Below are 24,551 nucleotides of genomic sequence, written 5' to 3'. Positions count from 1 at the left end.
GTGCGGGCATTACGGTGGGACACGAGAACCTCCGAGCGGATGTGGGCCTTAGACAAGCCACACCCCACTCGGAGGTTCTCTTCACATCAAGCCGACACGCCCGCTACCAACGTCCTGGCCGGGTACAACTAGGGCCGGAATCACGACAAGCCCCCACACTCACTGGTGTGGGGGCCTGTCGTTGGCCGGGAGTTGCCGACCGTACGGGATCTGTCGCTGCGGAATCGACCTAGCCGGCCAGCGAGCGGGCGATCACCAGGCGCTGAATCTGGTTGGTGCCCTCGAAGATCTGGGTGATCTTGGCTTCGCGCATGTACCGCTCGACGGGGAAGTCCTGCGTGTAGCCGTAGCCGCCGAACACCTGCACCGCGTCGGTGGTGACCTTCATGGCGGCGTCGGTCGCGACGAGCTTCGCGACGGAGGCGTTGCGCGAGTAGGGGAGTCCGGCGTCGCGGCGGCGGGCGGCGTCGATGTAGGTGGCGCGGGCGGAGTCGACGGCCGCGGCCATGTCGGCGAGGACGAAGCCGAGACCCTGGTGGTCGATGATGCGCTTGCCGAATGCCTTGCGCTCCTTGGCATAGGCGACGGCGTCGTCGAGTGCGCCCTGTGCCAGGCCGACGGCGACGGCGGCGATGCCGAGGCGTCCGGAGTCGAGGGCGCTGAATGCGATGGGCAGGCCCTGCCCGGTCTTGCCGATGAGTCGTTCGGCGGGGACGAACGCGTCGTCGTAGTGCGCGGACGTGGTCGGGACGGCGCGCAGACCCATCTTCTCCTCGGGCTTGCCGAAGCTGAGTCCGTCGGTGTCCTTGGGTACCAGGAAGCACGAGATGCCGCGGGCGCCTTCGTCGCTGGTGCGGGCGAAGAGGGTGTAGAAGTCGGCGCGGCCGCCGTTGGTGATCCACGCCTTGCTGCCGTTGATCCGGAATCCGCCGTCCACCTCGGCGGCCCGGCACATCAGCGCGGCGGCGTCCGAACCGGCCTGAGGTTCGGACAGGCTGTACGCGCCGATGGTCTCGCCGCCGAGCATGTCGGGCAGCCACTTCGCCTTCTGCTCGTCGGTGCCGTGGGTGGCGAGCGCGAAGCAGGACAGGCTGTGCACGCTGGTGGCGACGGCGACGGCCGCCCAGCGCGCCGCGATCTCCTCGAGGACCTGCAGGTACACCTCGTAGGGCTGGTCGCCGCCGCCGAACTCCTCCGGGTACGGCAGGCTCAGCAGGCCGGCGCGTCCGAGGGCGGGGAAGACGCCGTCCGGGAACGTCTCGGTCTTCTCGCACTCGTCGACGATCGGTGCCAGCACCTTGTCCGCGACGTCGCGGGTGAGGTCGATGAGGTCGTGGGCTTCCTGGGTGGGCAGCAGGCGTTCGACGGGCACGGCGGTCTCCTCGCGGATTGACGAGATTCGAAAAGTAGTACTGAGAACGATACTGCAGTACTGTAGTGCGTATGGCAACCCCGGTGAAGATGACGGCCAGGCGCATCGCGCTGTTCGACGCGCTCGTGGCCCTGATCCTCGACGAGGGATTCGCGCATCTCACCCTGGACGACCTGGCCGCCCGCCTGCACTGCTCCAAGTCCACGCTGTATCGCCTCGCGGACAGCAAGGAGCAGCTGGTCCGCGCGGCCACGGTGCACTTCTTCCGCGGGGCGACCGAGAAGGTCGAGGCGAGCCTGGCCGGTGCGGTGGGCGCCCGCGAACGCATCCGGATGTATCTCGAAGCGGTGGGCGAGCAGTTGCGGCCGGCTTCGGCGCAGTTCATGGAGGACCTGTCCGCCGATTCGGCGGCACGCGAGGTGTACGAGCGCAACACCCGGTTCGCGTCTCGTCGGGTCCAGGAGCTCATCACCGAAGGGGTGGCGGCGGGAGAGCTGCGGGACGCGCACGCGGCGTTCGTCGGCGACGTCGCGGCCGCGGCGATGGTCCGGATCCAGCAACGGCAGGTGGCGGCCACGATCGGGCTCGACGATGCCGAGGCGTACCAGGAGCTGGCGATCCTGCTGACCCGCGGGCTCTGATCCGGCGCTCTACGATCGGACCGGGAAGGGAGCGTGCCGATGGAGCTGGATCGACCCCTGCGACTCGAGGTGATCGTCGGCAGCGTCCGTGTCAAGCGGTTCGCGCCCGTGGTCGTCGACTGGTTCCTCGAGCGGGCCGGCGCCCGCGACGAGTTCGACGTCGGCGTTCTCGACCTCGCCGATACGTCACTGCCACAGGATCTCTCGCATTCCGACGAGGTGGAGGCCTTCGCCGAACGCATCGGGAACGCGGACGCGTTCGTCGTCGTCACCAGCGAGTACAACCACGGTTACCCGGCAGCCCTCAAGACGGCGCTCGACACCGTCAAGTACGAGTGGCGCGCCAAGCCGATCGGTTTCGTCGCCTACGGCGGGATGTCGGGAGGGCTGCGCGCGGTCGAGCAGTTGCGCCAGGTGGTGGCGGAGCTGCACATGGTCTCGATCCGCGAGGCGGTCAGTTTCCACCAAGCCCGCAAGCATTTCGATCCGGACGACGGTCCCGCGAACGATGCAGCCCGCCGGATGCTCACGCAGTTGGCCTGGTGGGCGGACGCGCTCCGGACCCAGCGCGACCACAGTCCGTATCCGGGCTGACGCGGTCAGCGCACCGCGGCGAGCCCCGCGGGCGGGCCGACCGGCCGCCCGACGAACGCGGTCTCGGACGTGATCGTCACCAGGGCGAGGTCGACGCGCTGATCACCGACGGTGAGCACCACCCGATCGCCGGACGCGCCCGGCTGCACGATCGCGACGTCCGGTGCGGTCGGCGGCCACATCCGGGGATCGGAGTGGACGTGGACGGTGGTCACCCCGGCCCGCGCCGGCGGAACGGGGACGCCGTCGACGACGATCGTGTCGAATCCCGTTTCCGACCTCGAGGATTCGTGTGCCGTGCGCAGCCGCATCGGCGTCGCGACGGACTCCACCAGCATCCGCCAGGCGTGCGGGCGGTCGGTGCGGACGAGGACGCGCGCGCCCGTCGCCACCGCCCGGAAGACGAGCTGCTGCGCCAGGTAGAGCTCGCCCGCCACATAGACGTTCGTGACTCCGGGCCCGGTGATGCGTGCTGTCACCGCGTGACCGTGGGCGTCCGACCCGACGAGCTGACCGCACCCGGCCACCGGCAGTCGCAACGCGTCCAGCTGCTCGGGCGTGACCGCACTCATCGGCGTCAGATCGTCGAGATCAGGTGACGACGCGGGCAGGTGCGCCAACAGCGCGTCCCGGTGCCGCCCCTGCGTGGAGACCAGCCCGGGCAGCTCCAGCCGTTCCGGCTCCGCGCGGACCGTTCGGCGGAAGGCCGCGCCGACCTGCACGGTGCCCGGGTTCGGTGCCGGGCGCAGCCGCAGCGCCACTGTCGTGCCCAGGCTCGGCGCGGACCACACGCCCGTCAGCAGTTCCTGCGTGAGTCGGTGAGGAGCGACCGCGTTCCCGACGTTCCGTACCCCGGCGAGCGGCACGTGGTCCCATTCCTGCCCCATCGCGTTCGGGTGCACCCCTCGGCAGATCCGGGCGCAGGCCGAATCGATCTCGGCGGCCGACAGGCTTCTCGATCGGTATCCGGCGTCGGCGAGCGCGCGGATCACCCGGCGGGCGGCCACGGCGAGCGTCCGCGAGGCGCCGTCCACGCCGCCGCCGCGACGGGCGACGGATGCCGCGTTGGTCGACGCGTCGAACCGCAGGACCACCCACACGATTCGCTGCGCGGCCGCCGGCAGCGGGCCGACGAGGGCGTCGTACACGTCGGCGGCCGGGGTGCCCGCGACCGCGCGGCTGCCGTGGCTGACGACGTCGATGCCGCTGAGGGAGACGTCGTTCTGTTCGAGGCACCCGGCGAGCGCCGCCAGCGGCAGCTGCTCGGGCGATTCGCAGGTCTCGCGGGTCATCCGCGTCCAGCTCCGCGGCGGCGGCAGCAACTCGACCACCGCCAGGACCTGCCCGTCGACCCAGTGCAGCCCGACCGTCTCGCCGGGCGAGTGGAAGTCCTTTCCGTGACCGATGTCGGGGCGGCGGCCACGGACGAAGTGCCACGCCGCCTCGGCCCACGCCAGGGGCAGTCGGCCGCCGATGCGGACGAACAGTGCGGCGCAGGGGATCGCCGCGACCAGCGCCGCGGCCCACGGTGGCAGACCCGCCCACAGGCCGAGTAGACAGATCGCGACCGCGAGAAGCTGCGCGACGACAACCGTCGTCACTGTGACTGCAGCCGTGTGCGGACGGCGTCCGGCCCGGAATTGGTCCACGGTTCCTCCCCGATACCTGAACCAGACGGACCATCGCCCGCCGAAGTGTGCTTGCAGGCGAACTGTACTGTGTGGGTCCGTAGCGTGCGCCTGATGGGGGAGGGAACATGGCGGCACAGCCGACTACGCGATGGCAGGTCAGCGGGTATCGATTCCTGGTTCGACGGATGGAGCATGCGCTCGTGCGGCGCGACGTGCGGATGCTGCACGACCCGATGCGGGCGCAATCGCGGGCCCTCGCGGTGGGGGTGGTCGTGGCGTGCATCGGGTTGGCGGCATGTGCGGCCCTCGCCTTCATCCGGCCCCAGGACAAGATCGGTAATGCGTCGATCGTCGTCGGAAAGGACTCGGGCGCAATGTTTGTCGTCATGGACGGCACCTTGCACCCGGTCCTGAACCTCGCCTCGGCGCGGCTCGTCGTCGGGGAGGCCGCGAAGCCGGTGATGATCAAGGAATCCGAGATCGACACCAGGCCGCGCGGCGCACTCGTCGGCATCCCCGGCGCACCGTCGGCCCTCCCGGCGGGCGGCAACCACGAAGGGCAGTCGTGGTCGGTGTGCGACACGGTCTCGCCGGACGGACGTCGCTCGGTCGCGACGACCGTCGTCGTCGGGGAACCCGCGTGGAGTGACCGCGTCGGACAACTCGATTCGGGACACGCGCTGCTGGTGTCGCAGTCGGATGCGACGTTCCTGGTGTACGACGGCCACCGCGCCCCCATCGATCTCGAGGACCAGGCGGTGACCCGCGCGCTGGGTCTCGAAGGGGCACAGCCGCGTCCGATCAGCCGAGGCATGCTCAACGCGATCCCGGAGACGCTGCCGATCGCGGCACCCGACATCGACGGCGCCGGGTCCGCTCCGGACTACGAGATCGCCGGACGGACAGTGGGTTCCGTCGTCAAGGTCAAGCGAGGAGACGACGCCCGCTACTACGTGGTGCTGCGGGACGGCGTCCAGGAGGTCAGCGAGGCGACCGCGGTCCTCGTCCACTTCTCGGACTCCCAGGGACAGTCGGAGGTGCCCACCGTCGCGCCGGACGCCCTCGCGAAGGCGCCCACCTCGAACGGGCTCGACGTCGCGACGTTCCCTAGCGCCCCGCCGAGACTCGTCGACGACGCCGACGCACCCGTCAGTTGCCTCACCTGGACCCCGCGGGGATCCGTGGCGGGCGACGACTCCGGTCGGGTGGACGCCACGCTGGCCGTTTCGGCCGGTCGCGCGCTCCCCATCCCCGACGACGCGCGCACGGTCCGACTCGCGCAGGCGGACGGACCCGGCGACAACGCCGACGCCGTCTACGTGCGTCCCGGCAGCAGCGGTTTCGTGCAGGCGACGGGCCTGGAATCCGGGAGTTCCCGCAAGAGTGGCATGTTCTTCGTCGCCGACACTGGCGTCCGCTACGGCGTCAAGAACGCCGACGCCGCAAAGGCTCTCGGATTCGACGTGCCCGGCACGCCCGCACCGTGGCGGATCGTCGAACTCCTCGCTCCCGGACCGACACTCGGCCGCGAGGAAGCGCTCGTCGCGCACGACGGCGTCGCGCCGGACGACAACGCCGCCCCGGTCGCTGCCGGCAACTGACGGTCTACTGCCGCGCGGTGTTTCCGGGATACAGCGTGGGCTTCAGCTCCGCCCACGTAGTGCCGCCCGCGAGGAAGTGCTCGTCGGCCATCTCGTCGACGACGACCCAGACGTGTGCGGGGTCGTAGTCGAGATTCTCGGCGACGACCCGACTGACCTCCTTCATCGTCCGGGTGAGCGCTTCCGGTGACTTTCCTTGCATCGTCTTGATGGTGACCAAGGGCATGCGCTTCTCCGATCGTGCTGGGTTTGCAATTGAGACTCAGCATGCAGAGCCTGAGTCTCGATGTCAAACCTTGGTAGGGTTGTTGCATGTCGGAAGCGTCAGCGCTGCGAGTTCCATTGGATGAATGCGGCCTTGCCCGAGCGGTTGCGGTGATCGGCGACCGGTGGACACTGCTCGTGCTGCGCGAGGCGCACTACGGCGTCACCCGCTTCGACGAGATGCGCGCCGATATCGACATTCCCAAGGCTGCCTTGAGCATGCGACTGAAGGCGCTCGTCGACGAGGGGCTGCTCGAGAAGCGCCCGTACCGCGAGCCCGGTTCACGTACTCGGGACGAGTACCTGCTCACGACCAAGGGGCGTGAGCTGTTGCCCGCGCTGATCGCGCTGATGCAGTGGGGGGACCGGCACTTGACCCCGGAAGCAGGTCCGTTGCAGTTCCGGCACGCAGGGTGCGGTGGACTCGTGACCGCTCAGCTCGTATGCGAGTGTGGCAGCCCCGCAGCGACGGCCGAACTCGAGCCGCGGCTGCGCTAGAGGCCGTCGCCGCCTCGGCTACATTGTGCGCCCCTGCTGTTGCATGGTGCGGCGCCGCCGCAGTGGGTACGACGCGAGGACGCCGAGCAGCACCACCGCGGCGATCCCGCCTGTTGCGGCCAACGCCACCGTGCGCGGCCGGGTGTCCGGTGCCGGCGGCGGCGCGGGCGCCGCGACGGGCGTCGAACGGGCGGCGTCGGTAGCGACCCCGTCCAGGGGCAGGTCCGCGCTCACCGCGGCAGCCGGGTCGACGACGCCGTGTCCGACGAAGGGATTCCATCCCTCGGCGGGCGCCTGTGCCGTGGCCTCGATACGCGCGATCACCTGCTGCGCGGTCAGTTGCGGGTGCCGCGCGCGCACCAGGGCGGCGGTCGCGGCGACGAGCGGCGCGGCGAAACTCGTTCCGTCGAAAGGACGTTGCTCTCCCTGTCCGGTCACCCACTGCTGCGTCTGCCCACGTCCGTCGGAGTTCAGCGAGACGATTCGGGTACCCGGTGCGGCGACGTCGACCCACGGCCCGCCGAGGCTGAACTCCGACGGCGAACCGTCGGGATTCGCCGATCCGACGGTCAGCACGTAGTCGTCGTACCAGGCGGGCGTCGCGATCATGGACACCGAATCCCATTGGTTTGCATTCGGGTTCAAGGGATCGGGCGCCGGGTTCTGTGTTGCGCACCCGCCCGAGCCGAAGTTCCCGGCGGCCGCCACCACCACCGCGTTCTTGACGGTCGCCGCGTACTGGACGGCCGCGCCGAGCGACTGGTCGCCGATGCCGTCGGCCGCGGACCGGCAGGCCACCTCCGAGATGTTGATGACCGTCGCGCCCATGTCGGCCGCCTGCCGCACCGCCATCGCCATGGTCTGCGTGTTCCCGTATCCGCTGGAGTTCTGCACGTCGTTCGGGTCGTCGCGCCGCCGGGCCTCGGAGAAGTTCGCGCTCGACTGCCGGATCGTGATGATCCGAGCGTCGGGGGCGCCGCCGGAGAACCCCGACCCCGGGACCGGTGCCGCCGCGATGAGCCCCGCGACGATCGTGCCGTGCGCATCGCAGTCCGCGGTTCCGTCGCCGTTCGAGACGTAGTCGCCGCCGGGAATCAGGCCGGGAAGGCGCGGGTGCCGGGTCACGCCGGTGTCGATGACCGCCACCGTCTGGCCCTGGCCGCGGGTCAGCGGCCACACCGACGCGAAATCCATCGTGCGTTGGGGCAGTGGCACATCGGGGCTGTCGCCCATCGGCAGCGCCACCGCGCACGCGTTGCGCTGTTCGGTGGGCGCGAGCGGTGCCGGACGCGACGGCGGCGGCAGCCTGCCGGGATCCACCGGCGCCGGCGCGACCGCGCCGGCGGCACCCGTCCCCAGCGAGGCGGTCAGCGCAATCAGTATGGCGACGGCCGACGTCCGAAGCAGTCGGGATCGCGCGGTGCCCGCCACGATCCCGCTCACAGCCCTCGGATGGCGGCGAAGAGTCCGGACACCCAACACGCCAGCGGGACGACGGCAGCGATCGCGGCGTAGTCGAGCAGTTCGGTGGCACGCCGTTGCACCGGAGAGAAGTTCTTCCGCGGGGCGAGGATTCCGAGCGCCAGCGCCCCGAGCACGACCAGCGCAGCGGTGGCGAACAGCCCGAGCGCAGCATCGGGGACGGCGACCGCCGTTGCGGCGCACAGGAGCACGAGGATCGTGCCCCCGCCGCCGATCAGCGGCACCGCCTGCTCCGCCGCGCTGAACGTGCGGCCCCGGAACATCAGCACGGTCGCGGCGGTGACGGCGAGTGCGGTTCCCGGCCAGTAGATTCCGGAGCCGGACGTCGGGAGGGCGGCGGCGAGCACACCGAAACCGGTGAGCAGCGTCATCGCGCAGACCAGCCCGGTGAGGAACCGGCGAGCCCGGTCCGCGCGCGCTGCGACGGACTCGAACGACGGCACACTGCGGGTGTCGTCGGGGTCGTCCTCGGACGGGTCGACCGAGGTACCCGGGGCCGGGACCGGCGGGAGGGGGAGCTTCGCGAGCAACATCGCGACGCGAGGCGCACCCACCAGTCCGATCAGGGCGGCGCCGGCGAGCAGCGCGCCGACGGTACGCACGGATTGGTCGGTGAGGGTTGCCGCGAGAGCCGCCACGGACCCGAACAGGGACGCCGCCGCGGCGGCGGTGAACACGGTGTGCCCCACACCCCCCGCGCGCAGCGCGAGCACCGCGGTGGCCCCGACCATCACGAGCCCCAGCAGCACATGGGGCGCCCCTCGGTCGCCGGGTACCAACAGCATTCCCGCCGCGAACGCCAGGGGCAGCGCGGCAGTGCCGAGAGTGACGGCCGCCTCCGAGTCCCCGTAGACCCGGCTCCCGACGGCACCCGCGACCAGGAACAACACGAGCGTCAACAGCGCGCACCCGGCGCCGACGAGGGACTGGACGGAACCGTCGACCTGCAGCAGGGAGAAGGAACCGGCCACGGTGGCCGCGACAGCGATCGCGGAACCGGTCAGGCGCGCGATGCGGGGTGTCCAGGGGTGGGTGTGGCCGGTGTCCGCCACGGCGACGTTGTACATGATGTCGTCGAACAGCGGAGGGGGAGGGCTGGCCTCGGCGCTGTCGAACACCAGCAGTTCGCCATCGAGTACACCGTGTTCCTGCAGGCTCAGCGCCGGCGACAGCGGTGGGGTTCCCAGCCGGGACAGGGTCCACCGCACTGGTTCGGTGCGCTCCTCGGCGGCGTCGAAGTCGTTGGCGGCGCTGTGCTTCCGGACGAGATCGGCGATGCCCGGGATCAGGAGCTCGACGGGGACCCCGTTCGGCAGCGCGAGATCGATCTGGGTGTGCGGGGCGAGAATCGTGAGCCGGCACAGGTCGGCCGGCCCTCGTGCCCCCGAGCCTCCGCCGACTGCATACTCGGCAGGCAGAACTGTCACGATCATCCCCCCGGATCCCGCGATCGGGATCCCCACCCGAACCGCTCGCTTCGAAACCATCGGCACCATACCCGGTGGTGCTCCCCGCCCTCCACGGTGTCCATCGTCGGTGCGGTGCTGTAGTTTCTCAGTTCGCGAGTCCGGAGCCCGTGGGGGGTGACTCGGTGCGGTCGAGGGGACCGGCCGGGCGAGGACTGGCCTTCTTCTGGGGGTGGAAGCATGGGCACCGTGCACTTCGTGCGCCGGGCACGTCGGGAGGCTCCGCGTACGCCGGGCGGTGAGGTGAGCCTGCAGACGCCCCCCGAGATCCCCCGGGTGACGCCCGGCAACCTGATGACCAAGCTGTTGCCGCTCGTCATGGTCGCCGCCATGGTCGGCATGACCGCGCTGATGTTCACCTCCGGCATGTCCACCAACCCCATGGCACTGATGTTCCCGGTGATGATGTTGGTGTCGATGGTCGGCATGCTCGCGGGGTCGGGCCGCGGCGGTGGGCCGAAGGCGGCCGAAGCCAACGAGGATCGCAAGGACTACCTGCGCTATCTCGACCAACTGCGACGCGACGCCCTCGACACCGGGGCGCAACAGCGCAAGGCGCTCGAGTGGAGCCACCCGGACCCGGGATCGCTGTGGACGCTGACCGGTACGGTCCGCATGTGGGAGCGCCGCACCACCGACCCCGACTACGGTCACGTGCGCGTGGGCCGGGGCAGCCAGCGGCTCGCGACTCGCCTCATCCCGCCCGAGACCGGGCCGGTCGACGACCTCGAGCCCGTCTCGGCGGTGTCGCTGCGGCGGTTCGTGCGTGCCCATTCGGTGGTCGCGGACCTGCCGACGGCGGTGTCGTTGCGGGGCTTCGCGGCGATCGCCGTCGACGGCGATCGGGCCGGTGCGCGCGGGCTGATCCGGGCGATGCTCGTTCAGCTGTGCACGTTCCACGGACCCGATCAGCTCCAGGTCGCGGTGGTGTGCGGCCCGGACACCGCCGCGGAGTGGGACTGGGTGAAGTGGCTTCCGCACGCTCAGCACCCGGATGTGATCGACGGTGCGGGACCCGCGCGGATGGTGTACGGATCGGTGATCGAGCTCGAATCGTCTCTGGGACAGCAGCTCTCGATGCGGGGGCGATTCTCCCGGAGCGCGCCCCCGACGCCGGGCGTGCCGCAGATCGTGGTCGTGATCGACGGGGGAATCCTCGAGGGTGACAGCGGCGCGATCACCGACGGCGGGCTGGACTCGGTGACGCTGCTCGACCTGAGCGGGTACTGCCCGCGGCTCACGGCGACGCGCGGTCTGCAACTCGTGACGACGGACGGCGCACTCGGCGCGCGAAGCGGTGCCGGGGTCGAGAGATTCGCGACCGCGGACGCGCTCACACCGCAGGAGGCGCTGTCCGCGGCCCGGCGCCTCGCGCCCTTCCGGATCGCCGCCCGTACCGCCGCCGACACCGCCGAGGACGACGGGGCGCCCGTCGCGGCCGGGTGGAGTCGACTGCTCGGGATCGGCGACGTCGGCCGGTTCGATCCCGTCCAGGGATGGGCGCCGCGCCACGGTCGCGATCGGCTCCGCGTCCCGATCGGCGTCGGGGTCGACGGCAGTCCCGTCGAACTCGACCTCAAGGAGGCGGCCGAGAACGGCATGGGCCCACACGGTCTGTGCATCGGCGCCACCGGATCCGGCAAGTCGGAGTTCCTGCGCACCCTGGTGCTCGGTCTGCTCGCGACCCACTCACCCGACGCCCTGAACCTGGTCCTGGTCGACTTCAAGGGTGGTGCGACCTTCCTGGGCCTCGAGGACGCGCCGCACGTCGCCGCGGTCATCACCAACCTCGCCGAGGAACTGGCGATGGTGGACCGCATGAAGGACGCTCTCGCCGGTGAGATGAACCGGCGGCAGGAACTGCTGCGCGCCGCCGGCAACTTCGCGAACGTCACCGACTACGAGAAGGCGCGCAGCGCGGGCGCCGACCTCGCGCCACTGCCGGCGCTGTTCATCGTGGTGGACGAGTTCTCCGAACTGCTCAGCCAGCAGCCCGAGTTCGCCGACCTGTTCGTGGCGATCGGGCGCCTCGGCCGGTCGCTGCACATGCACCTGCTGCTCGCGAGCCAGCGGCTCGAGGAGGGCAAGCTGCGCGGCCTCGACAGTCACCTGTCCTATCGGATCGGCCTGAAGACGTTCTCGGCCAACGAGTCCCGCACCGTGCTCGGTGTGCCCGACGCCTACCATCTGCCGGCGGCGCCGGGCGCCGGTTACCTCAAGTGCGATTCCGCGGAGATCGTGCGCTTCCAGGCCTCGTACGTGTCGGGCCCCTACGAGACCGAGCGGGCCCACCGATCCGCCGGGGCGAACGCGCCGAACCTCGACCTGCGCCCCCGCCTGTTCACCACGACGCCGGTCGCCCTGCCCGTGTTCGAGGAACCGGTGATCCCGATCGCGCCGGACCCGACGCCCGAGGACGACGGAGATCAGCAGTCCGTCCTCGAGGTCCTCGTCGATCGCATCCGCGGCCGCGGACCGGCCGCGCACGAGGTGTGGTTGCCGCCGCTCGAGGTCGCGCCGACGCTCGACCAGATCCTGCCGCCCGCCGCCCTCACGGAATCGGTGCCCGCGGTGAGTTCGCTGCGGGCCCCGATCGGTGTGATCGACCGGCCGTTCGACCAACGCCGGGATCTGTTGGTGACCGACCTGGCGGGGGCGACCGGCAACGTCGCCGTCGTGGGCGGGCCCCAGTCCGGCAAGTCGACGTTGCTGCGGACCCTCATCGTGTCGATGGCGGCCACGCATTCGCCGCGGCAGGTGCAGTTCTACTGCCTCGACTTCGGCGGCGGCACGCTGTCCGGTCTGGCGGGTCTCCCGCACGTCGGGTCGGTCGCGAACCGACTCGATGTCGACCTGGTGCGGCGCACGGTGGCCGAAATGGCAACCCTGGTGCGCCAGCGGGAACGGCGCTTCCGGGAACTCGGCATCGAGTCGATGGCGGACTTCCGGCGCCTCCGTGGCGGCGGTGAGGGCCCGGCGGCGGCCGGCGCGGCCGAGGACCCGTTCGGGGACGTCTTCCTGGTCATCGACGGCTGGCCGAGTATCCGGCAGGATTTCGAGGCGCTCGAAGCGCAGATCAGTGCCCTTGCCGGACAGGGACTCTCGTTCGGCGTGCACGTGGTGCTGGCGACTCCGCGCTGGGCCGACATCCGGCCCGCGCTCAAGGATCAACTCGGTACGAGAATCGAACTGCGGTTGGGTGACCCGGCGGACTCCGATGTGGGCCGTGCGAAGGCGATGCTGGTCCCGTCCGGGCGACCGGGGCGCGGTATCACCCGTGAGGGACTGCACCTGCTCATCGCGCTGCCCCGGCTCGACGGGGTCTGCCGCAGCGACGATCTCGGTTCCGGGGTGGCCGGCGCCGTCGCCCACCTCGGGGCCACTCGCTCCGGTCCGGGGGCACCACTGGTGCGGATGCTTCCCGATCGGATTCCACGGGAGGACGTGCTCACGGCCGCCGCGGGGCACTGGCCGGCCCCCGTCGCGCCGGGTGGGGCGTGTCTGTCGGTGCCGATTGGCATCGACGAGGCCGAACTCGCGCCGGTCTACCTCGATTTCGCGGATCAGGCGCACTTCCTCGTCTTCGGTGACAGCGCGTGCGGCAAGACGACGCTGCTGCGCGGAATCTGTCTCGGGCTGATGGAGTCGAACACGCCGCAGCAGGCGAAGCTGATCATCGGCGATTACCGGCGCACCATGCTCGGGGTGGTCGAGGGTGATCACCTGGCCGGATACGCGGCCTCGGCAACGACGTTCACGACGATGATGAACGATCTCGCGGGCATCCTCGCGAGCCGCATGCCCGGACCGGACACCACGCAGCAGCAGTTGCGGGAGCGGTCCTGGTGGTCGGGCCCGGAGATCTACGTCGTCGTCGACGACTACGACCTCGTCGCGACGTCGAGTGGGAATCCGCTGACCCCGCTGCTGGACTACCTCGCGCACGCGAAGGACCTGGGCCTGCACCTGATCGTCGCCCGGCGGTCCGGTGGCGCGTCGCGGGCGCTCTACGAACCGGTGATCGCGCGGATGCGCGACCTCGTGCCGGCCGGAATGGTGATGAGCGGCAGCCGGGACGAGGGCAACCTCATCGGCGCCGTCCGGCCCAGCGAGCAGCCGGCGGGACGCGGCACGTTCATCGCACGGAGCGGAACCTCCCTGGTTCAGCTCTCGTGGTTGCCGCAGTTGTGACCCGATCGGCCCTGCACCTCGCCGACGGCGCGGTGTGGGTGGCGTCCCCGTCCGGGGTGGTCCGGGTGCCTGACGATTCCATTCGGGACTGCCTCGAATGCATCGACGACCAACACGTCCTTGTCGGGGCGCAGCCGGTCGCAACCGTCGACGTCCTCGCGGCCTCGCTCCATCGTGCACTCGGAACCGGCACGAGGGGAACGGGATTCGCCTCCGGAGTGGCCGTGACCTACCCGTCGCACTGGGGATCGTTTCGCCGTGGCGTCCTCGAGTCGGCCGCGCGGCGATCCGCCCACGAGGTGCTGCTGGTGCCGGTGGCGCTGGCAGTTCCGGCGCCGGGAAACTGTACGCGCTGGGTGGTGCTCGAGTGCGGGTCGCTGTCGACCACCGCCAGCCTCGTCGAGCGGGGTGGCGACGGCGAACCGGCCGTCGTGGCGTGCGAACTCGTCTCGGACACCGGCAGTCTCGACCTTCGTGACCATCCCGACCGCGTTTCGTTGCTGGACCGGTCGGTGCGCACCGTCGCCGGTGAGCGTTCGGTCGACGTCGTGCTGGTGACCGGCGCGGAAGACCCCGAACTCGCCACGACCCTCACCGCCGGAATCGAATCGACGGTCGTGGTCGTCGCGGACGCGGATCTGGTGCGCCTGCCGACGGCGGCGGACGTCGCGCCGGACGAGCGGCACGACGCTGCCGCCGCGTGGCTCGAGCACGCCCCGCTCATCCCGCGGCGCAGACCGGGGCGCACGGTCCTCGCCATGGTCGGTGCACTCGTCGTGGCAGCGGTCGTCGGCACCGCCCTCGTGTTCTGGCAGCCGTGGACCCGGCCGGGCATCTCCGACGCCGCCGAACCGTTGCAGCGCTTCGAGATCGGGCCGGTGAGCGTGCAACTCCCGGACCGGTGGAGCGCGGAGGCCAAACCGGGTCGGCTCGACCTGACGCCCGTGGGGGTCGGCGGACGCCGCATCGTTCTCGTTCCCGCCGACGTCGCCGCGGGCTCGGATCGCGCCGAGGTCGCGCGTGCGCTCGAGCGCCGGATCGCCGACCGCGGTCCCGGCGGTCCCTTCACGGAGTTCGACCCGGACGCCGAGTTCGCGGGCCGGCCGGTGATCTCGTACGTCGAGACGCCGGACGACCGGTCACGGGTGCGCTGGCACGTCCTCGTCGAGGACGGCGTGCAGGTGAGCGTGGGCTGTCAGTTCCGGGACGGTGAGTGGGACGCGTTGGCCCCGGATTGCGAGCAGGCCGTCCGCAGCGTGGAGGTGGGTGCGGCCTGAAGGACCAGGCCCCGAAAAAAGTTCCGGGATCGATGGAACCGAATCGACGCACGAGTGCGTCCAACCAGATGTAGGCGCGAACTGGCCGCGACGAGTCCCTGGGGGATCGGTGGCCGGACGCGGAAGTGGGACAACGATGCCGAGCGCATCCGAAGGAGTTCGAAGTGGGCGGACAGGATCATTTGAAAGTCACAACCGAGTCGATGGGGGCCGCCTCCACTCAGCTCGACACGATGAAGGATGAGCTCGACGGGCTGCTCAAACGCGTCCGGAGCGAGGTCGACGGGATCCGTGGCGGCTGGCAGGGCGGCGCTGCGATCGCGTTCCACAACCTCATGGAGCAGTGGGAGAACAGCTCCAACAAGATCAACGATGCGCTGCGGTCGATCAGCGAGAACCTCAAGTCGAACAGCGTGAAGTTCGATACCGCGCAGCAGGATCACACGGCGGCGATCAACAGCGTCGCGAGCAGCCTGAACATGTCCTGAGCATCTCGATCGTCCGAATTCGCAGACCTTTACCGACAGGAGCAGTCATGACCGCCCCCTCTAACGGCCCCATCCATTATTCGTTCGGCCAGATCGAGGCGATGCAGCAGCAGATCATCTCCCTCCAGGGTGAGATGGACCGGAAGCTGGCCGATATCAAGCGGACCGTCGACAAGATGATCGTGGACTGGGACGCCAGCTCGTCCACTTCGTACCAGGAGCACCAGGCCAAGTGGGACACCGCGGCGTCCGAGCTGCACCAGGTCCTCGAGGCCGTCGGTCGTGTCGTCGGCCAGGGCAATGAGGGCATGCAGGAAGCGAACGCCGCTGCCGCCAGAAGCTGGGGGTAGTCCTACTACCTCAGACAGCGTGTGCCCCGACGGAGGAGAGCCGTCGGGGCACACGCGTATCCGGGTCCGAGAACGATTGCCGCCGAGCGCCGGTCGGCGGATACTGGCCTGACCCGAAAGCAGTGGCGGCTGGCGCCCGGCCGGGAGGCGGACCTTATGACGACGGGACATCACCTCGACGCCGAACTCGTGCCGGTCACGGCCGGGACCGCGGCCGAACTCGCCCGTGCCGACGAGCACAGCGCACACAACTACTGTCCGCTCCCGGTCGTGATCACGTCGGGTTCGGGCGCGTGGGTGCGCGGCATCGACGGCATCGACTACCTCGACGTGCTCGCCGGCTACTCGGCGCTGAACTTCGGGCACGCGCACCCCGAACTGGTCGAGATCGCGCGCGTGCAGATCGGTCGGCTCGCGCTCACCAGCCGCGCCTTCCAGCACGACCGGTTCGCCGAGTTCTGCGCCGACGTCGCGCGGCTGTGCCGAAAGGACGCGGTGCTGCCGATGAACACCGGCGCGGAGGCCGTCGAGACCGCCCTCAAGCTCGCGCGCAAATGGGGCTACGACGTCAGGGGCGTGCCCGACGGCCGGGCCGAGATCGTCACGTGTGCCGGCAACTTCCACGGACGCACGATCGGGATCGTCGGGTTCTCGTCGGATCCGGACGCGCGCGGCGGTTTCGGTCCCTTCCCGCCGGGATTCCCGTCGGTCGAGTACGGGAGCCTCGGTGCACTGGCGGCCGCGATCACCGAGAACACCGTCGCGGTCCTCGTCGAACCCATCCAGGGCGAGGCGGGTGTGCTGGTCCCGCCGGACGGTTACCTCGCGGGAGTGCGGAGGCTGTGCGACGAGCATGGCATCCTGATGCTCGCCGACGAGATCCAGAGCGGGCTGGGCCGGACCGGGGACACGTTCGCGTGCGACCGCGAGGGTGTGGTCCCCGACGTCTACATCCTGGGGAAGGCGCTCGGTGGCGGGATCGTCCCCGTCTCCGCCGTGGTCGCGGACCGCGACGTCATGGATGTCATCCACCCGGGGCAGCACGGCAGCACGTTCGGTGGCAACCCGCTGGCCTGCGCGGTCGGCAGTGGCGTCGTCCGCCTCCTGGAGACCGGCATCTACCAGCGGCGCAGCCGGGAACTCGGGGCGTACCTGCACGAGTTGCTGGGGCAGTTGCCGGCCGACCTGGTCGCGGAGGTGCGCGGCCGGGGGCTGTGGGCCGGCGTCCAGTTGGCGCCGGGGCAGCCGACGGCCCGGGTGATCTGTGAGCGCCTGCTGGCCCGTCGGGTCCTCGCGAAGGATGCACACGAGGGCACGATCCGGATCGCGCCGCCGCTCGTGATCAGCCGCGACGACCTGACATGGGCCGTCGAACGCCTTGCGGACGCGCTCGCCGGGTAGCGGGCGCTTTGACCCTGGTCGGCCCCAGCCGGTATCGTTCTACGTCGGCGTGCCGTCTCTTGCCCCGCTCTCGTGCGCGGTGAGAAGTCGTTCCCGGGTCTCAACTGGCCGCCGGGGACGGAGTGCTGCGCGCTCGGCCAGCAGCAGAAACGAACAGACGAGGAAGTTCTGTGCCTACGTATTCCCCGAAGGCCGGAGACGTGACCCGTACCTGGCACGTCATCGACGCCACTGACGTGGTGCTCGGTCGCCTTGCCGTGCAGGCAGCCAACCTGCTCCGCGGCAAGCACAAGCCCACCTTTGCACCGCACGTTGACGGCGGCGACTTCGTCGTCATCATCAACGCCGACAAGGTTGCCATCAGCGGCAACAAGCGTACGGACAAGTTCCTGTACCACCACTCCGGACATCCGGGTGGCCTCAAGGCTCGTTCGGTCGGCGAGGTTCTCGAGAAGAACCCCGATCGTCTCGTGGAGAAGGCCGTCGTCGGCATGCTCCCCAAGAACAAGCTGGGCCGCGCCATCGCGGGCAAGCTGAAGGTCTACGCAGGCCCGACCCATCCCCACGCCGCGCAGCAGCCGGTTCCGTTCGAGATCAAGCAGGTCGCCCAGTGAGCAACGAAGACTTCAACGAGGCCGTCGAGCCCGCGGCAGAGGAGATCTCGGAGTACACCACCGAGACCGAGGTCACCGAGGTGTACGAGGCTGCACCGCAGGCTCCGATCGTCATCGACCGCCCGGTTCAGACCGTCGGCCGTCGTAAGGAGGCGGTCGTCCGCGTCCGCCTGACCCCCGGCACCGGTGAGTTCAAGCTCAACGGCCGCACCCTCGAGGACTACTTCCCGAACAAGGTGCACCAGCAGCTCATCAAGGCGCCGCTGGTCCTGGTCGAGCGCACCGAGTCGTTCGACATCACCGCCCTCCTGACCGGTGGCGGCCCGTCGGGCCAGGCCGGCGCTCTGCGTCTCGCCATCGCCCGCGCTCTGATCGAGGTCACCGCCGAGGATCGCCCCGCGCTCAAGCGCGCCGGCTTCCTGACGCGTGACGCCCGCGCCGTCGAGCGCAAGAAGTACGGCCTGAAGAAGGCCCGCAAGGCATCTCAGTACTCCAAGCGCTGATGTGTCGCCGGAGCCGGCATTCGTGCCGGCTCCGGCACCTGTTCTGCCACGAGAGCAGGCGTTCGTAGAGCTCTTCGCTTCCGGACGCCTGCTTTCGTGTTTCACCTGAATGCTCGCCCGGATCTGGAGGGGTCGGAATCTATGGGTCGTATGTTCGGCACGGACGGTGTGCGGGGCTTGGCGAATGCCGAGTTGACCGCCGAGCTGGCGCTGAAGGTCGCCGCCGCGGCAGCGGAGGTGCTCGCGCCATCAGGATCCGGGTCGGAGCGACCAGTCGCGGTCGTCGGCCGTGACCCGAGAGCCAGCGGCGAGATGCTCGAGGCCGCCGTCACCGCCGGACTGACCGCATCCGGTGTCGACGTGATCCTCGTCGGAATCCTGCCCACGCCGGCGGTCGCCTATCTGACCGGCGCATACGGCGCCGCGCTCGGTGTGATGATCTCCGCCTCGCACAACCCCATGCCGGACAACGGCATCAAGATCTTCGCGGCGGGTGGGCACAAGCTCGACGACGACGTCGAGGACCGCATCGAGGCGTCGATCGCGGCCGGCCCGACGCGTCGTCCGACGGGTGCCGGCATCGGTCGGGTCGACGTCGCGTTCGACGCCACCAGCCGATACCTGGCCCATCTCGCGAGTGCGCTGGACTCCCGACTCGACGGCCTCACGGTCGTCGTCGACTGCGCGCACGGCGCCGCGTCGACGGTGGCTCCCGACGCCTACCGGGCCGCGGGCGCGACGGTGATCGCGATCAACGCCGAACCCGACGGCCTGAACATCAACGACGGCTGCGGTTCGACGCACCTCGAGGTGCTGCAGCGCGCGGTCGTCGAACACGGCGCGGACATCGGCCTGGCGCACGACGGCGACGCCGATCGTTGCCTCGCGGTGGACGCGACGGGTGCTGTCGTCGACGGTGACGCGATCATGACCGTCCTCGCGATCGGCATGCGCGAGTCCGGCGAACTCGTCGAGAACACGCTGGTCGCCACCGTCATGAGCAATCTCGGCCTGCACATCGCGATGCGCGAGGCGGGCATCGAACTGCGGACCACCGCGGTCGGCGACCGCTACGTGCTCGAGGAGTTGCGCTCCGGGGGCTTCAGCCTCGGCGGCGAGCAGTCAGGGCACGTCGTGCTCCCGGGCCACGGCACGACGGGTGACGGCGTCCTCACCGGTATGCGGTTGATGGGCCGGATGGCGCAGACGGGTGCATCCCTGGCGACGCTCGCGGGGGCGATGACCTCACTGCCGCAGGTACTGATCAACGTCAAGGTCGCGGACAAGGCGGCTGTCGCCGAGGCACCCCACGTGCGGTCGGCGATCGAGACGGCCGAGGCCGAACTCGGCGACACCGGACGGGTCCTGTTGCGTCCGTCCGGAACCGAGCAGTTGGTGCGGGTGATGGTGGAGGCCGCGGATGCCGAGACCGCCCAGCGCATCGCCGAGACACTCGCCGAACAGGTGGCATCCGCCTAGCCCGGAGACCTCGCGAAACCGAACGGAACCATCGGGCCGCCGAATGCGTCGAACAGGACGAAGAAGCCGAATCGACAGCGCTGAGGAGCGGAACCGATGGCAGACGTGGTCTCGATCGATGTCGCGAGGGTGCGGGCGACGGCGCGTGCGTTGCAGGCGGATGCCGCCTCCCTCGCGGAGGCCGGCCGCGCCGTGACCGGCGGCGGGCTCGCGCCGGCCGTCGCCGGGACCGCGGCACGCGAGCGGGCCATCCGCGAGGGCTACCTGCGCCTGGCCCGCGCGATCGGTGCATGGGCCACCGCGTCCGATACGACCGGCCGGGCACTCGCAGCCACCGCCGACGCCTACGACAACCAGGACGCCGTGACGGCGGGGAACGTCGTCGTACTCGGTGGCCGGTAGTGGAGACGATCCTCGACACCGGCGCGACCGGACTGCGGTACTTCGCCCTCTACCTGCCCCGCGCCGCCGCCGTCGTGGAGCGGTTGGCGACGGGTGAGCGCCTGCCGACGTACGAGGACGTGGCGGCGCGCTACTACGAGCAGCGGGGCATCGATCTCGGTGCGCTGGACGCCGACATCGAGGTGCTGACGAGGATCGTTGCGGATCTGGGCGATCGGTTCGACGCACAGGACGGCGCTGCCTCGACTCTCGGGCAGGCGTGGACCGGCACGGGTGCGGATCGCGCCCACGAGCACCTGGCCGCGCACCTCGTCCGGGCGGATCGGGTGCGCCGGGACGTCGCGGATGTGCGATGCGCGCTCGTCGAGACCTCCAGGGCCCTGCGCGAGACGGTGGCGCGGAAGGCGCGCTGGGTGGGTGCCCGCGATGCATCCCGGGTCGGAGGTTTCACGCCGGAGCAGATCGACACGGCGATTGCGGACTGGGTGTGTGTGGACTGGCTCGAGGGCGTCTTCCTCCCACACGTGCGCGACACGGTGAGCCGCTTCACCGCCCTGTGCGATGCGACGGCGGCAGCGGTCGACGACGCGTACCGGAATCTCGCCTGCGCGTTCGCGCGGGTCGACGACAGCGCGTTCCCGGTTCCCGGCCCGCTCGTGGTCGGGGACTGCCGCCCGGTTGCCGCCCCGCCCGCCCCGTGCGGCGTACCGCCGGCCGTCCCGACCGCCACCGGCCCGGTGGGGGAGGCGGGATCGACGGCAGCGGCGGTACCGACGAGCCTGACCGGCCTCGGCGCACCGTCCGGCGTCCGCCCGGCGGCGCCGTCGCCCGGTTCGCTCGTGGGCGGGGGATCGCTGGCCCTGGACGGTCTGGTGATCGAGGGCGCCGCGCGGGCGGTCGGTGCGGTCGTGGGTGTGGTGGCCGAGGTCGCGCTCGCCGTCGTCGACACGGTCGGCGACATCGTCCGAGAGGCGGCCGAGCGGGCGGAGTCGCCCGGGCAGACCGGTGCCGGGTGCAGTCTGAACCTCGAATCGGATGCGTGTTGCGACGCCGCGCCCACGCCCCGGGATCCGACGGTCGCGGAGGGGCCGGAGCCCGAGCGTCCGCCGGGGCCGCCGGTTCCCGCGGCGGAGGCCGTCGTCACCGACAACCGCCCCGAGCCCGAAATGCCCTCTCCTGCCGAGGAACTCCAGGCAGCGCAACCCCCGGAAACCGAACCGGAACCGGAACCCGAACCGATGGAACTCCAGCCGCCGGCACCACCGCCGCCGGAACCCGCGGTCGACTCCTGTGTGCCCGCGCCCGACGACGCCGACGCGCCCACGGTGTCGCCGCCGGCGCACGGCGCCCGCTCGACGACGAGCGGTCGCGGGGCAGCGGATCCGGCGGAACCGGTGTTGGCGGAGCTGGGGTCGGAGGAGTCGGTGCCCGACGGGTCGGGGGTCGAGATCGCCGAGGCGGGACCGCTGTGAGCTAGTGGCTCAGGAGTTGGCTGATCTGGGTGCCCGCGTGATGCGCGGCGGCGTCCCGCGGGTCGACGGCGTCCTTCGAGTCCTCCGCGTCCTCCCGCGTGGCGGGGTGGGTGCCGGGGAAGTGGGCGTCGGCGTCCGAGAAGACGGCGTACGTCTTGTCGTCGGTGAGATGCCGCAGGAGGAAGCCGGTGAGGAGCGCCCGCGTCACGTGCTGCGTCCGACGCTCGGCCCCGCCGACCCCGAGGAAACCGAGAAGACGTCGGCCCTCGACGAGGCCCGCACTCGAGCCCTTGTCGACGACGCGGAGCAGGCTCTCGCCCTTCCACGCGTCGTCGAGTGCGAGGGCATCGCTGTTCAGCGAATCGACGTCCTTCGCGGCGGCGAGGATCAGCCCCGGCACCTCGACCCGGGCCGCCGCCGTGGTCGCGGAGGGCGCCGTCGGGGACGGGAACAGCGCGGCGACCGCCTTCGCGCGGCCCTGCTGCGCAGCAGCGAGGACGGCGACTCCGGCCCCCATGCCGTGACCGGCGAACGCGACACGGTCGGGGTGGACGCTGATCCGGCCGGGGCCGAGACGCACGCCGGTGCAGATGTCGAGGGCGGTGCCGAGGTCCGCGGCCAGCCCGAGATGCGAGGGGACGGGGCCGCGTTCGGTGCTCGGCGCGGCGACGACGATGCCCCACGAGGCGAGGTGCTCGAACGTGGCGGCGTAGTTCGCGGCGCCGGCGAGCCAGTCGTGGGCGAACGCGACGGCGGGCAGATTGAAGCCCTCGGCGGGGGTGTAGACCACGCCCGGCTGCCCCGCGAGCGCGAGGTCTCCGCGCAGCACCCGGTGCGGGCCACGCTTGGACAGCTTGGATACCAGGGACTTCGGTGTCTGCGCCACGGGTGTGACGTTATCCGATGGCGGACCGAGTTCGCTCCACACGGTCGTCCAAGTACGCTGGTGAACCATGTGCGGAATCGTGGGTTACGTGGGCCACCGCCAGGCTCTGGACGTCGTGGAGAAGGCGCTGCAGCGAATGGAATACCGCGGTTACGACTCGGCGGGTATCGCCGTGCTCGACGGCGCGGGTGGGCTCGCCACGGAACGTAAGGCCGGACGTCTGGCCAATCTGCAGGCCGAGCTCGACGACGTGGGCCGCGCGCAGTTCGCGGGCACCACGGGCATGGGTCACACCCGCTGGGCGACGCACGGCAAGCCGACCGACCGCAACGCGCATCCGCACCGCGACGCGAGCGGAAAGTTCGCGGTCGTGCACAACGGCATCATCGAGAACTTCGCGCCGCTGCGCGCCGAGCTCGAGGCGGCCGGCGTCGACCTGCTCAGCGACACCGACTCCGAGGTCGCGGTGCACCTGGTGGCCGGGGCGTTCGCCGAGGGGCCCACCGCGGGCGACTTCCTGCAGAGCACGCTGTCGGTGCTGCGTCGTCTCGAGGGCGCGTTCACGCTCGTGTTCACGCACGCCGACCACCCGGACATGATCATCGCGGCCCGCCGCTCGACGCCGCTGGTCGTCGGGGTCGGCGAGGGCGAGATGTTCGTCGGCTCGGACGTCGCGGCTTTCATCGAGCACACCCGCGACGCGATCGAGCTGGGCCAGGACCAGGTGGTCGCCATCACCGCGGACGGCTATTCGGTCACGGACTTCTTCGGGAACGATGCGGCCGACCGCACGCGCGCCTTCCGGATCGACTGGGACCTGCAGGCCGCCGAGAAGGGTGGCCACGACTACTTCATGCTCAAGGAGATCCAGGAGCAGCCGGACGCGGTGGCCGACACCCTGCGCGGGCACTTCGTCGACCAGCACATCGTGCTCGACGAGCAGCGCCTGTCGGATCAGGAACTGCGCGACGTCGACAAGGTCTTCGTGGTCGCGTGCGGCAGCGCGTACCACTCCGGTCTGCTCGCCAAGTACGCGATCGAGCACTGGACGCGGCTGCCCGTCGAGGTCGAACTCGCGAGCGAGTTCCGCTACCGCGACCCGGTCCTGGACCGGTCGACGCTCGTCGTCGCGATCTCGCAGTCCGGCGAGACCGCGGACACCCTCGAGGCGGTCAAGCACGCGAAGGACCAGAAGGCGCGCGTGCTCGCGATCTGCAACACCAACGGCGCGCAGATTCCGCGTGAGGCCGACGCGGTCCTCTACACGCGGGCCGGTCCGGAGATCGCCGTCGCCTCGACCAAGGCCTTCCTCGCCCAGGTGACCGCGAACTACCTGGTGGGACTGGCCTTGGCGCAGGCGCGGGGTACCAAGTACCCCGACGAGGTCGCGCGTGAGTACGCCGACCTTGCCGCGATGCCGGATCTGGTGGCGCGGGTGCTCGAGAAGGTGGAGTCGGTACGGGAACTCGCGCGCAAGTTCGCGCAGTCCCCGGCGGTGCTCTTCCTCGGTCGTCACGTGGGCTACCCGGTGGCGCTCGAGGGTGCGCTCAAGCTCAAGGAGCTGGCGTACATGCACGCCGAGGGTTTCGCGGCGGGCGAGCTCAAGCACGGTCCGATCGCGCTGATCCAGGAGGGGCTGCCGGTGATCGTGATCATGCCGTCGCCCAAGGGGCGTGCGGTGCTGCACTCGAAACTGGTCTCGAACATCCAGGAGATCAAGGCCCGCGGTGCGACGACGATCGTGATCGCCGAGGAGGGCGACGAGGCGGTGCGGGCGCACGCCGATCACCTCATCGAGATCCCGGCGGCGCCGACGCTGCTGCAGCCGCTGCTCTCGACGGTGCCGCTGCAGGTGTTCGCGGCCGAGGTCGCGCAGGCGCGTGGTCTGGACGTCGACAAGCCGCGCAACCTCGCCAAGTCCGTCACGGTCGAATAGGCC

The 24,551-nt window shown here is 70.6% G+C and carries 21 protein-coding genes; 15 read left to right on the top strand and 6 right to left on the bottom strand.

The features are described 5' to 3' along the window. Positions 1 to 229 precede the first annotated feature (229 nt). Positions 230 to 1,372: an acyl-CoA dehydrogenase family protein gene (locus EGT67_RS03985; RefSeq protein WP_127914698.1), complete on the bottom strand. Its 1,143-nt coding sequence runs from the start codon at positions 1,370 to 1,372 to the stop codon at positions 230 to 232. Positions 1,373 to 1,443: 71 nt separating this feature from the next. Here EGT67_RS03985 and EGT67_RS03980 point away from each other — a divergent pair, with 71 nt between their 5' ends. Both EGT67_RS03980 and EGT67_RS03975 read left to right on the top strand, forming a co-directional pair. Continuing rightward, positions 1,444 to 2,013 (top strand): TetR/AcrR family transcriptional regulator, encoded by a 570-nt coding sequence (locus EGT67_RS03980; RefSeq protein ID WP_127914697.1) that lies wholly within the window; start codon positions 1,444 to 1,446, stop codon positions 2,011 to 2,013. A 39-nt stretch (positions 2,014 to 2,052) separates the two neighbouring features. After that, positions 2,053 to 2,607: an NADPH-dependent FMN reductase gene (locus EGT67_RS03975; RefSeq protein ID WP_127914696.1), complete on the top strand. Its 555-nt coding sequence runs from the start codon at positions 2,053 to 2,055 to the stop codon at positions 2,605 to 2,607. Positions 2,608 to 2,612: 5 nt separating this feature from the next. Here the strand turns inward: EGT67_RS03975 and eccE are convergent, their stop codons facing one another. Further along, the gene (gene eccE / locus EGT67_RS03970) at positions 2,613 to 4,256 is read right to left on the bottom strand and encodes a type VII secretion protein EccE (protein WP_127914695.1); all 1,644 of its coding nucleotides are present in this window, start codon (positions 4,254 to 4,256) and stop codon (positions 2,613 to 2,615) included. Between the two features lie 107 nt (positions 4,257 to 4,363). On the opposite strand from eccE, the gene eccB reads away from it, so the two are divergent. Next, positions 4,364 to 5,839, top strand: coding sequence for a type VII secretion protein EccB (gene eccB, locus EGT67_RS03965; RefSeq protein WP_127914694.1), 1,476 nt, complete (start codon positions 4,364 to 4,366; stop codon positions 5,837 to 5,839). Between the two features lie 4 nt (positions 5,840 to 5,843). On the opposite strand, the gene EGT67_RS03960 is transcribed toward eccB, so the two are convergent. Beyond that, on the bottom strand, positions 5,844 to 6,065 hold the full coding sequence (locus EGT67_RS03960) for a tautomerase family protein (RefSeq protein WP_127914693.1): 222 nt from the start codon (positions 6,063 to 6,065) through the stop codon (positions 5,844 to 5,846). Between the two features lie 86 nt (positions 6,066 to 6,151). On the opposite strand from EGT67_RS03960, the gene EGT67_RS03955 reads away from it, so the two are divergent. Next, a complete protein-coding gene (locus EGT67_RS03955) occupies positions 6,152 to 6,601 on the top strand; it encodes a winged helix-turn-helix transcriptional regulator (RefSeq protein ID WP_127914692.1) in 450 nt (149 codons plus the stop codon). 18 nt (positions 6,602 to 6,619) lie between these two features. Here EGT67_RS03955 and mycP read toward each other — a convergent pair whose 3' ends face one another. Together mycP and eccD are read right to left on the bottom strand one after the other, a co-directional pair. Further along, positions 6,620 to 8,035 carry a type VII secretion-associated serine protease mycosin gene (gene mycP / locus EGT67_RS03950; protein ID WP_241565886.1) on the bottom strand — a complete coding sequence of 472 codons (1,416 nt, stop codon included), beginning with the start codon at positions 8,033 to 8,035 and terminating at the stop codon, positions 6,620 to 6,622. 5 nt (positions 8,036 to 8,040) lie between these two features. Further along, positions 8,041 to 9,516, bottom strand: a complete 1,476-nt coding sequence (eccD, locus tag EGT67_RS03945) for a type VII secretion integral membrane protein EccD (protein WP_127914690.1) — start codon at positions 9,514 to 9,516, stop codon at positions 8,041 to 8,043. A gap of 213 nt (positions 9,517 to 9,729) precedes the next feature. Between eccD and eccCa the strand changes: the two genes are divergently transcribed. The 10 genes from eccCa (at position 9,730) to EGT67_RS03895 (ending at position 21,726) form a co-directional block, all read left to right on the top strand. Next, complete coding sequence (eccCa, locus tag EGT67_RS03940; protein ID WP_127914689.1) at positions 9,730 to 13,740, top strand: type VII secretion protein EccCa; 4,011 nt, start codon at positions 9,730 to 9,732, stop codon at positions 13,738 to 13,740. Beyond that, complete coding sequence (locus EGT67_RS03935; protein ID WP_164877473.1) at positions 13,737 to 15,017, top strand: type VII secretion-associated protein; 1,281 nt, start codon at positions 13,737 to 13,739, stop codon at positions 15,015 to 15,017. The genes eccCa and EGT67_RS03935 overlap by 4 nt, the downstream gene beginning before the upstream one ends. Positions 15,018 to 15,181: 164 nt before the next feature. Continuing rightward, positions 15,182 to 15,505, top strand: coding sequence for a WXG100 family type VII secretion target (locus EGT67_RS03930; protein ID WP_241565863.1), 324 nt, complete (start codon positions 15,182 to 15,184; stop codon positions 15,503 to 15,505). Between the two features lie 47 nt (positions 15,506 to 15,552). Then, on the top strand, positions 15,553 to 15,855 hold the full coding sequence (locus EGT67_RS03925; protein WP_127914687.1) for a WXG100 family type VII secretion target: 303 nt from the start codon (positions 15,553 to 15,555) through the stop codon (positions 15,853 to 15,855). Positions 15,856 to 16,011: 156 nt separating this feature from the next. Continuing rightward, on the top strand, positions 16,012 to 17,256 hold the full coding sequence (gene rocD, locus EGT67_RS03920; RefSeq protein ID WP_127914686.1) for an ornithine--oxo-acid transaminase: 1,245 nt from the start codon (positions 16,012 to 16,014) through the stop codon (positions 17,254 to 17,256). A 170-nt stretch (positions 17,257 to 17,426) separates the two neighbouring features. After that, positions 17,427 to 17,870, top strand: coding sequence for a 50S ribosomal protein L13 (gene rplM / locus EGT67_RS03915; RefSeq protein WP_127914685.1), 444 nt, complete (start codon positions 17,427 to 17,429; stop codon positions 17,868 to 17,870). Positions 17,871 to 17,914: 44 nt separating this feature from the next. Next, on the top strand, positions 17,915 to 18,373 hold the full coding sequence (gene rpsI, locus EGT67_RS03910) for a 30S ribosomal protein S9 (protein WP_241565885.1): 459 nt from the start codon (positions 17,915 to 17,917) through the stop codon (positions 18,371 to 18,373). Positions 18,374 to 18,514: 141 nt separating this feature from the next. Continuing rightward, on the top strand, positions 18,515 to 19,852 hold the full coding sequence (glmM, locus tag EGT67_RS03905; protein WP_127914683.1) for a phosphoglucosamine mutase: 1,338 nt from the start codon (positions 18,515 to 18,517) through the stop codon (positions 19,850 to 19,852). Between the two features lie 96 nt (positions 19,853 to 19,948). Then, positions 19,949 to 20,254 carry an N-acyl-D-amino-acid deacylase gene (locus EGT67_RS03900; RefSeq protein ID WP_127914682.1) on the top strand — a complete coding sequence of 102 codons (306 nt, stop codon included), beginning with the start codon at positions 19,949 to 19,951 and terminating at the stop codon, positions 20,252 to 20,254. Then, a complete protein-coding gene (locus EGT67_RS03895) occupies positions 20,254 to 21,726 on the top strand; it encodes a hypothetical protein (protein ID WP_127914681.1) in 1,473 nt (490 codons plus the stop codon). The genes EGT67_RS03900 and EGT67_RS03895 overlap by 1 nt, the downstream gene beginning before the upstream one ends. A 1-nt stretch (position 21,727) precedes the next feature. Here the strand turns inward: EGT67_RS03895 and EGT67_RS03890 are convergent, their stop codons facing one another. After that, the gene (locus EGT67_RS03890) at positions 21,728 to 22,612 is read right to left on the bottom strand and encodes a poly(ethylene terephthalate) hydrolase family protein (RefSeq protein WP_127914680.1); all 885 of its coding nucleotides are present in this window, start codon (positions 22,610 to 22,612) and stop codon (positions 21,728 to 21,730) included. Positions 22,613 to 22,679: 67 nt separating this feature from the next. On the opposite strand from EGT67_RS03890, the gene glmS reads away from it, so the two are divergent. After that, positions 22,680 to 24,548, top strand: coding sequence for a glutamine--fructose-6-phosphate transaminase (isomerizing) (glmS, locus tag EGT67_RS03885; protein ID WP_127914679.1), 1,869 nt, complete (start codon positions 22,680 to 22,682; stop codon positions 24,546 to 24,548). Positions 24,549 to 24,551 lie beyond the last annotated feature (3 nt).

This window comes from Prescottella agglutinans, from assembly GCF_004011865.1.
Classification (GTDB): Bacteria; Actinomycetota; Actinomycetes; order Mycobacteriales; family Mycobacteriaceae; genus Prescottella; species Prescottella agglutinans.
The sequence above is the reverse complement of the archived record's forward strand: the minus strand, read 5'-3'. Positions and strand labels throughout refer to the sequence as shown.

Coding starts and splice junctions, on each gene's coding strand:
- EGT67_RS03975 (WP_127914696.1), top strand. CDS start 2,053: ATGGAGCTGGATCGACCCCTGCGACTCGAGGTGATCGTCGGCAGCGTC.
- glmM (WP_127914683.1), top strand. CDS start 18,515: ATGGGTCGTATGTTCGGCACGGACGGTGTGCGGGGCTTGGCGAATGCC.
- EGT67_RS03900 (WP_127914682.1), top strand. CDS start 19,949: ATGGCAGACGTGGTCTCGATCGATGTCGCGAGGGTGCGGGCGACGGCG.
- eccD (WP_127914690.1), bottom strand. CDS start 9,516: ATGATCGTGACAGTTCTGCCTGCCGAGTATGCAGTCGGCGGAGGCTCG.
- EGT67_RS03960 (WP_127914693.1), bottom strand. CDS start 6,065: ATGCCCTTGGTCACCATCAAGACGATGCAAGGAAAGTCACCGGAAGCG.
- glmS (WP_127914679.1), top strand. CDS start 22,680: ATGTGCGGAATCGTGGGTTACGTGGGCCACCGCCAGGCTCTGGACGTC.
- eccB (WP_127914694.1), top strand. CDS start 4,364: ATGGCGGCACAGCCGACTACGCGATGGCAGGTCAGCGGGTATCGATTC.
- rocD (WP_127914686.1), top strand. CDS start 16,012: ATGACGACGGGACATCACCTCGACGCCGAACTCGTGCCGGTCACGGCC.
- EGT67_RS03925 (WP_127914687.1), top strand. CDS start 15,553: ATGACCGCCCCCTCTAACGGCCCCATCCATTATTCGTTCGGCCAGATC.
- eccCa (WP_127914689.1), top strand. CDS start 9,730: ATGGGCACCGTGCACTTCGTGCGCCGGGCACGTCGGGAGGCTCCGCGT.
- EGT67_RS03980 (WP_127914697.1), top strand. CDS start 1,444: ATGGCAACCCCGGTGAAGATGACGGCCAGGCGCATCGCGCTGTTCGAC.
- EGT67_RS03955 (WP_127914692.1), top strand. CDS start 6,152: ATGTCGGAAGCGTCAGCGCTGCGAGTTCCATTGGATGAATGCGGCCTT.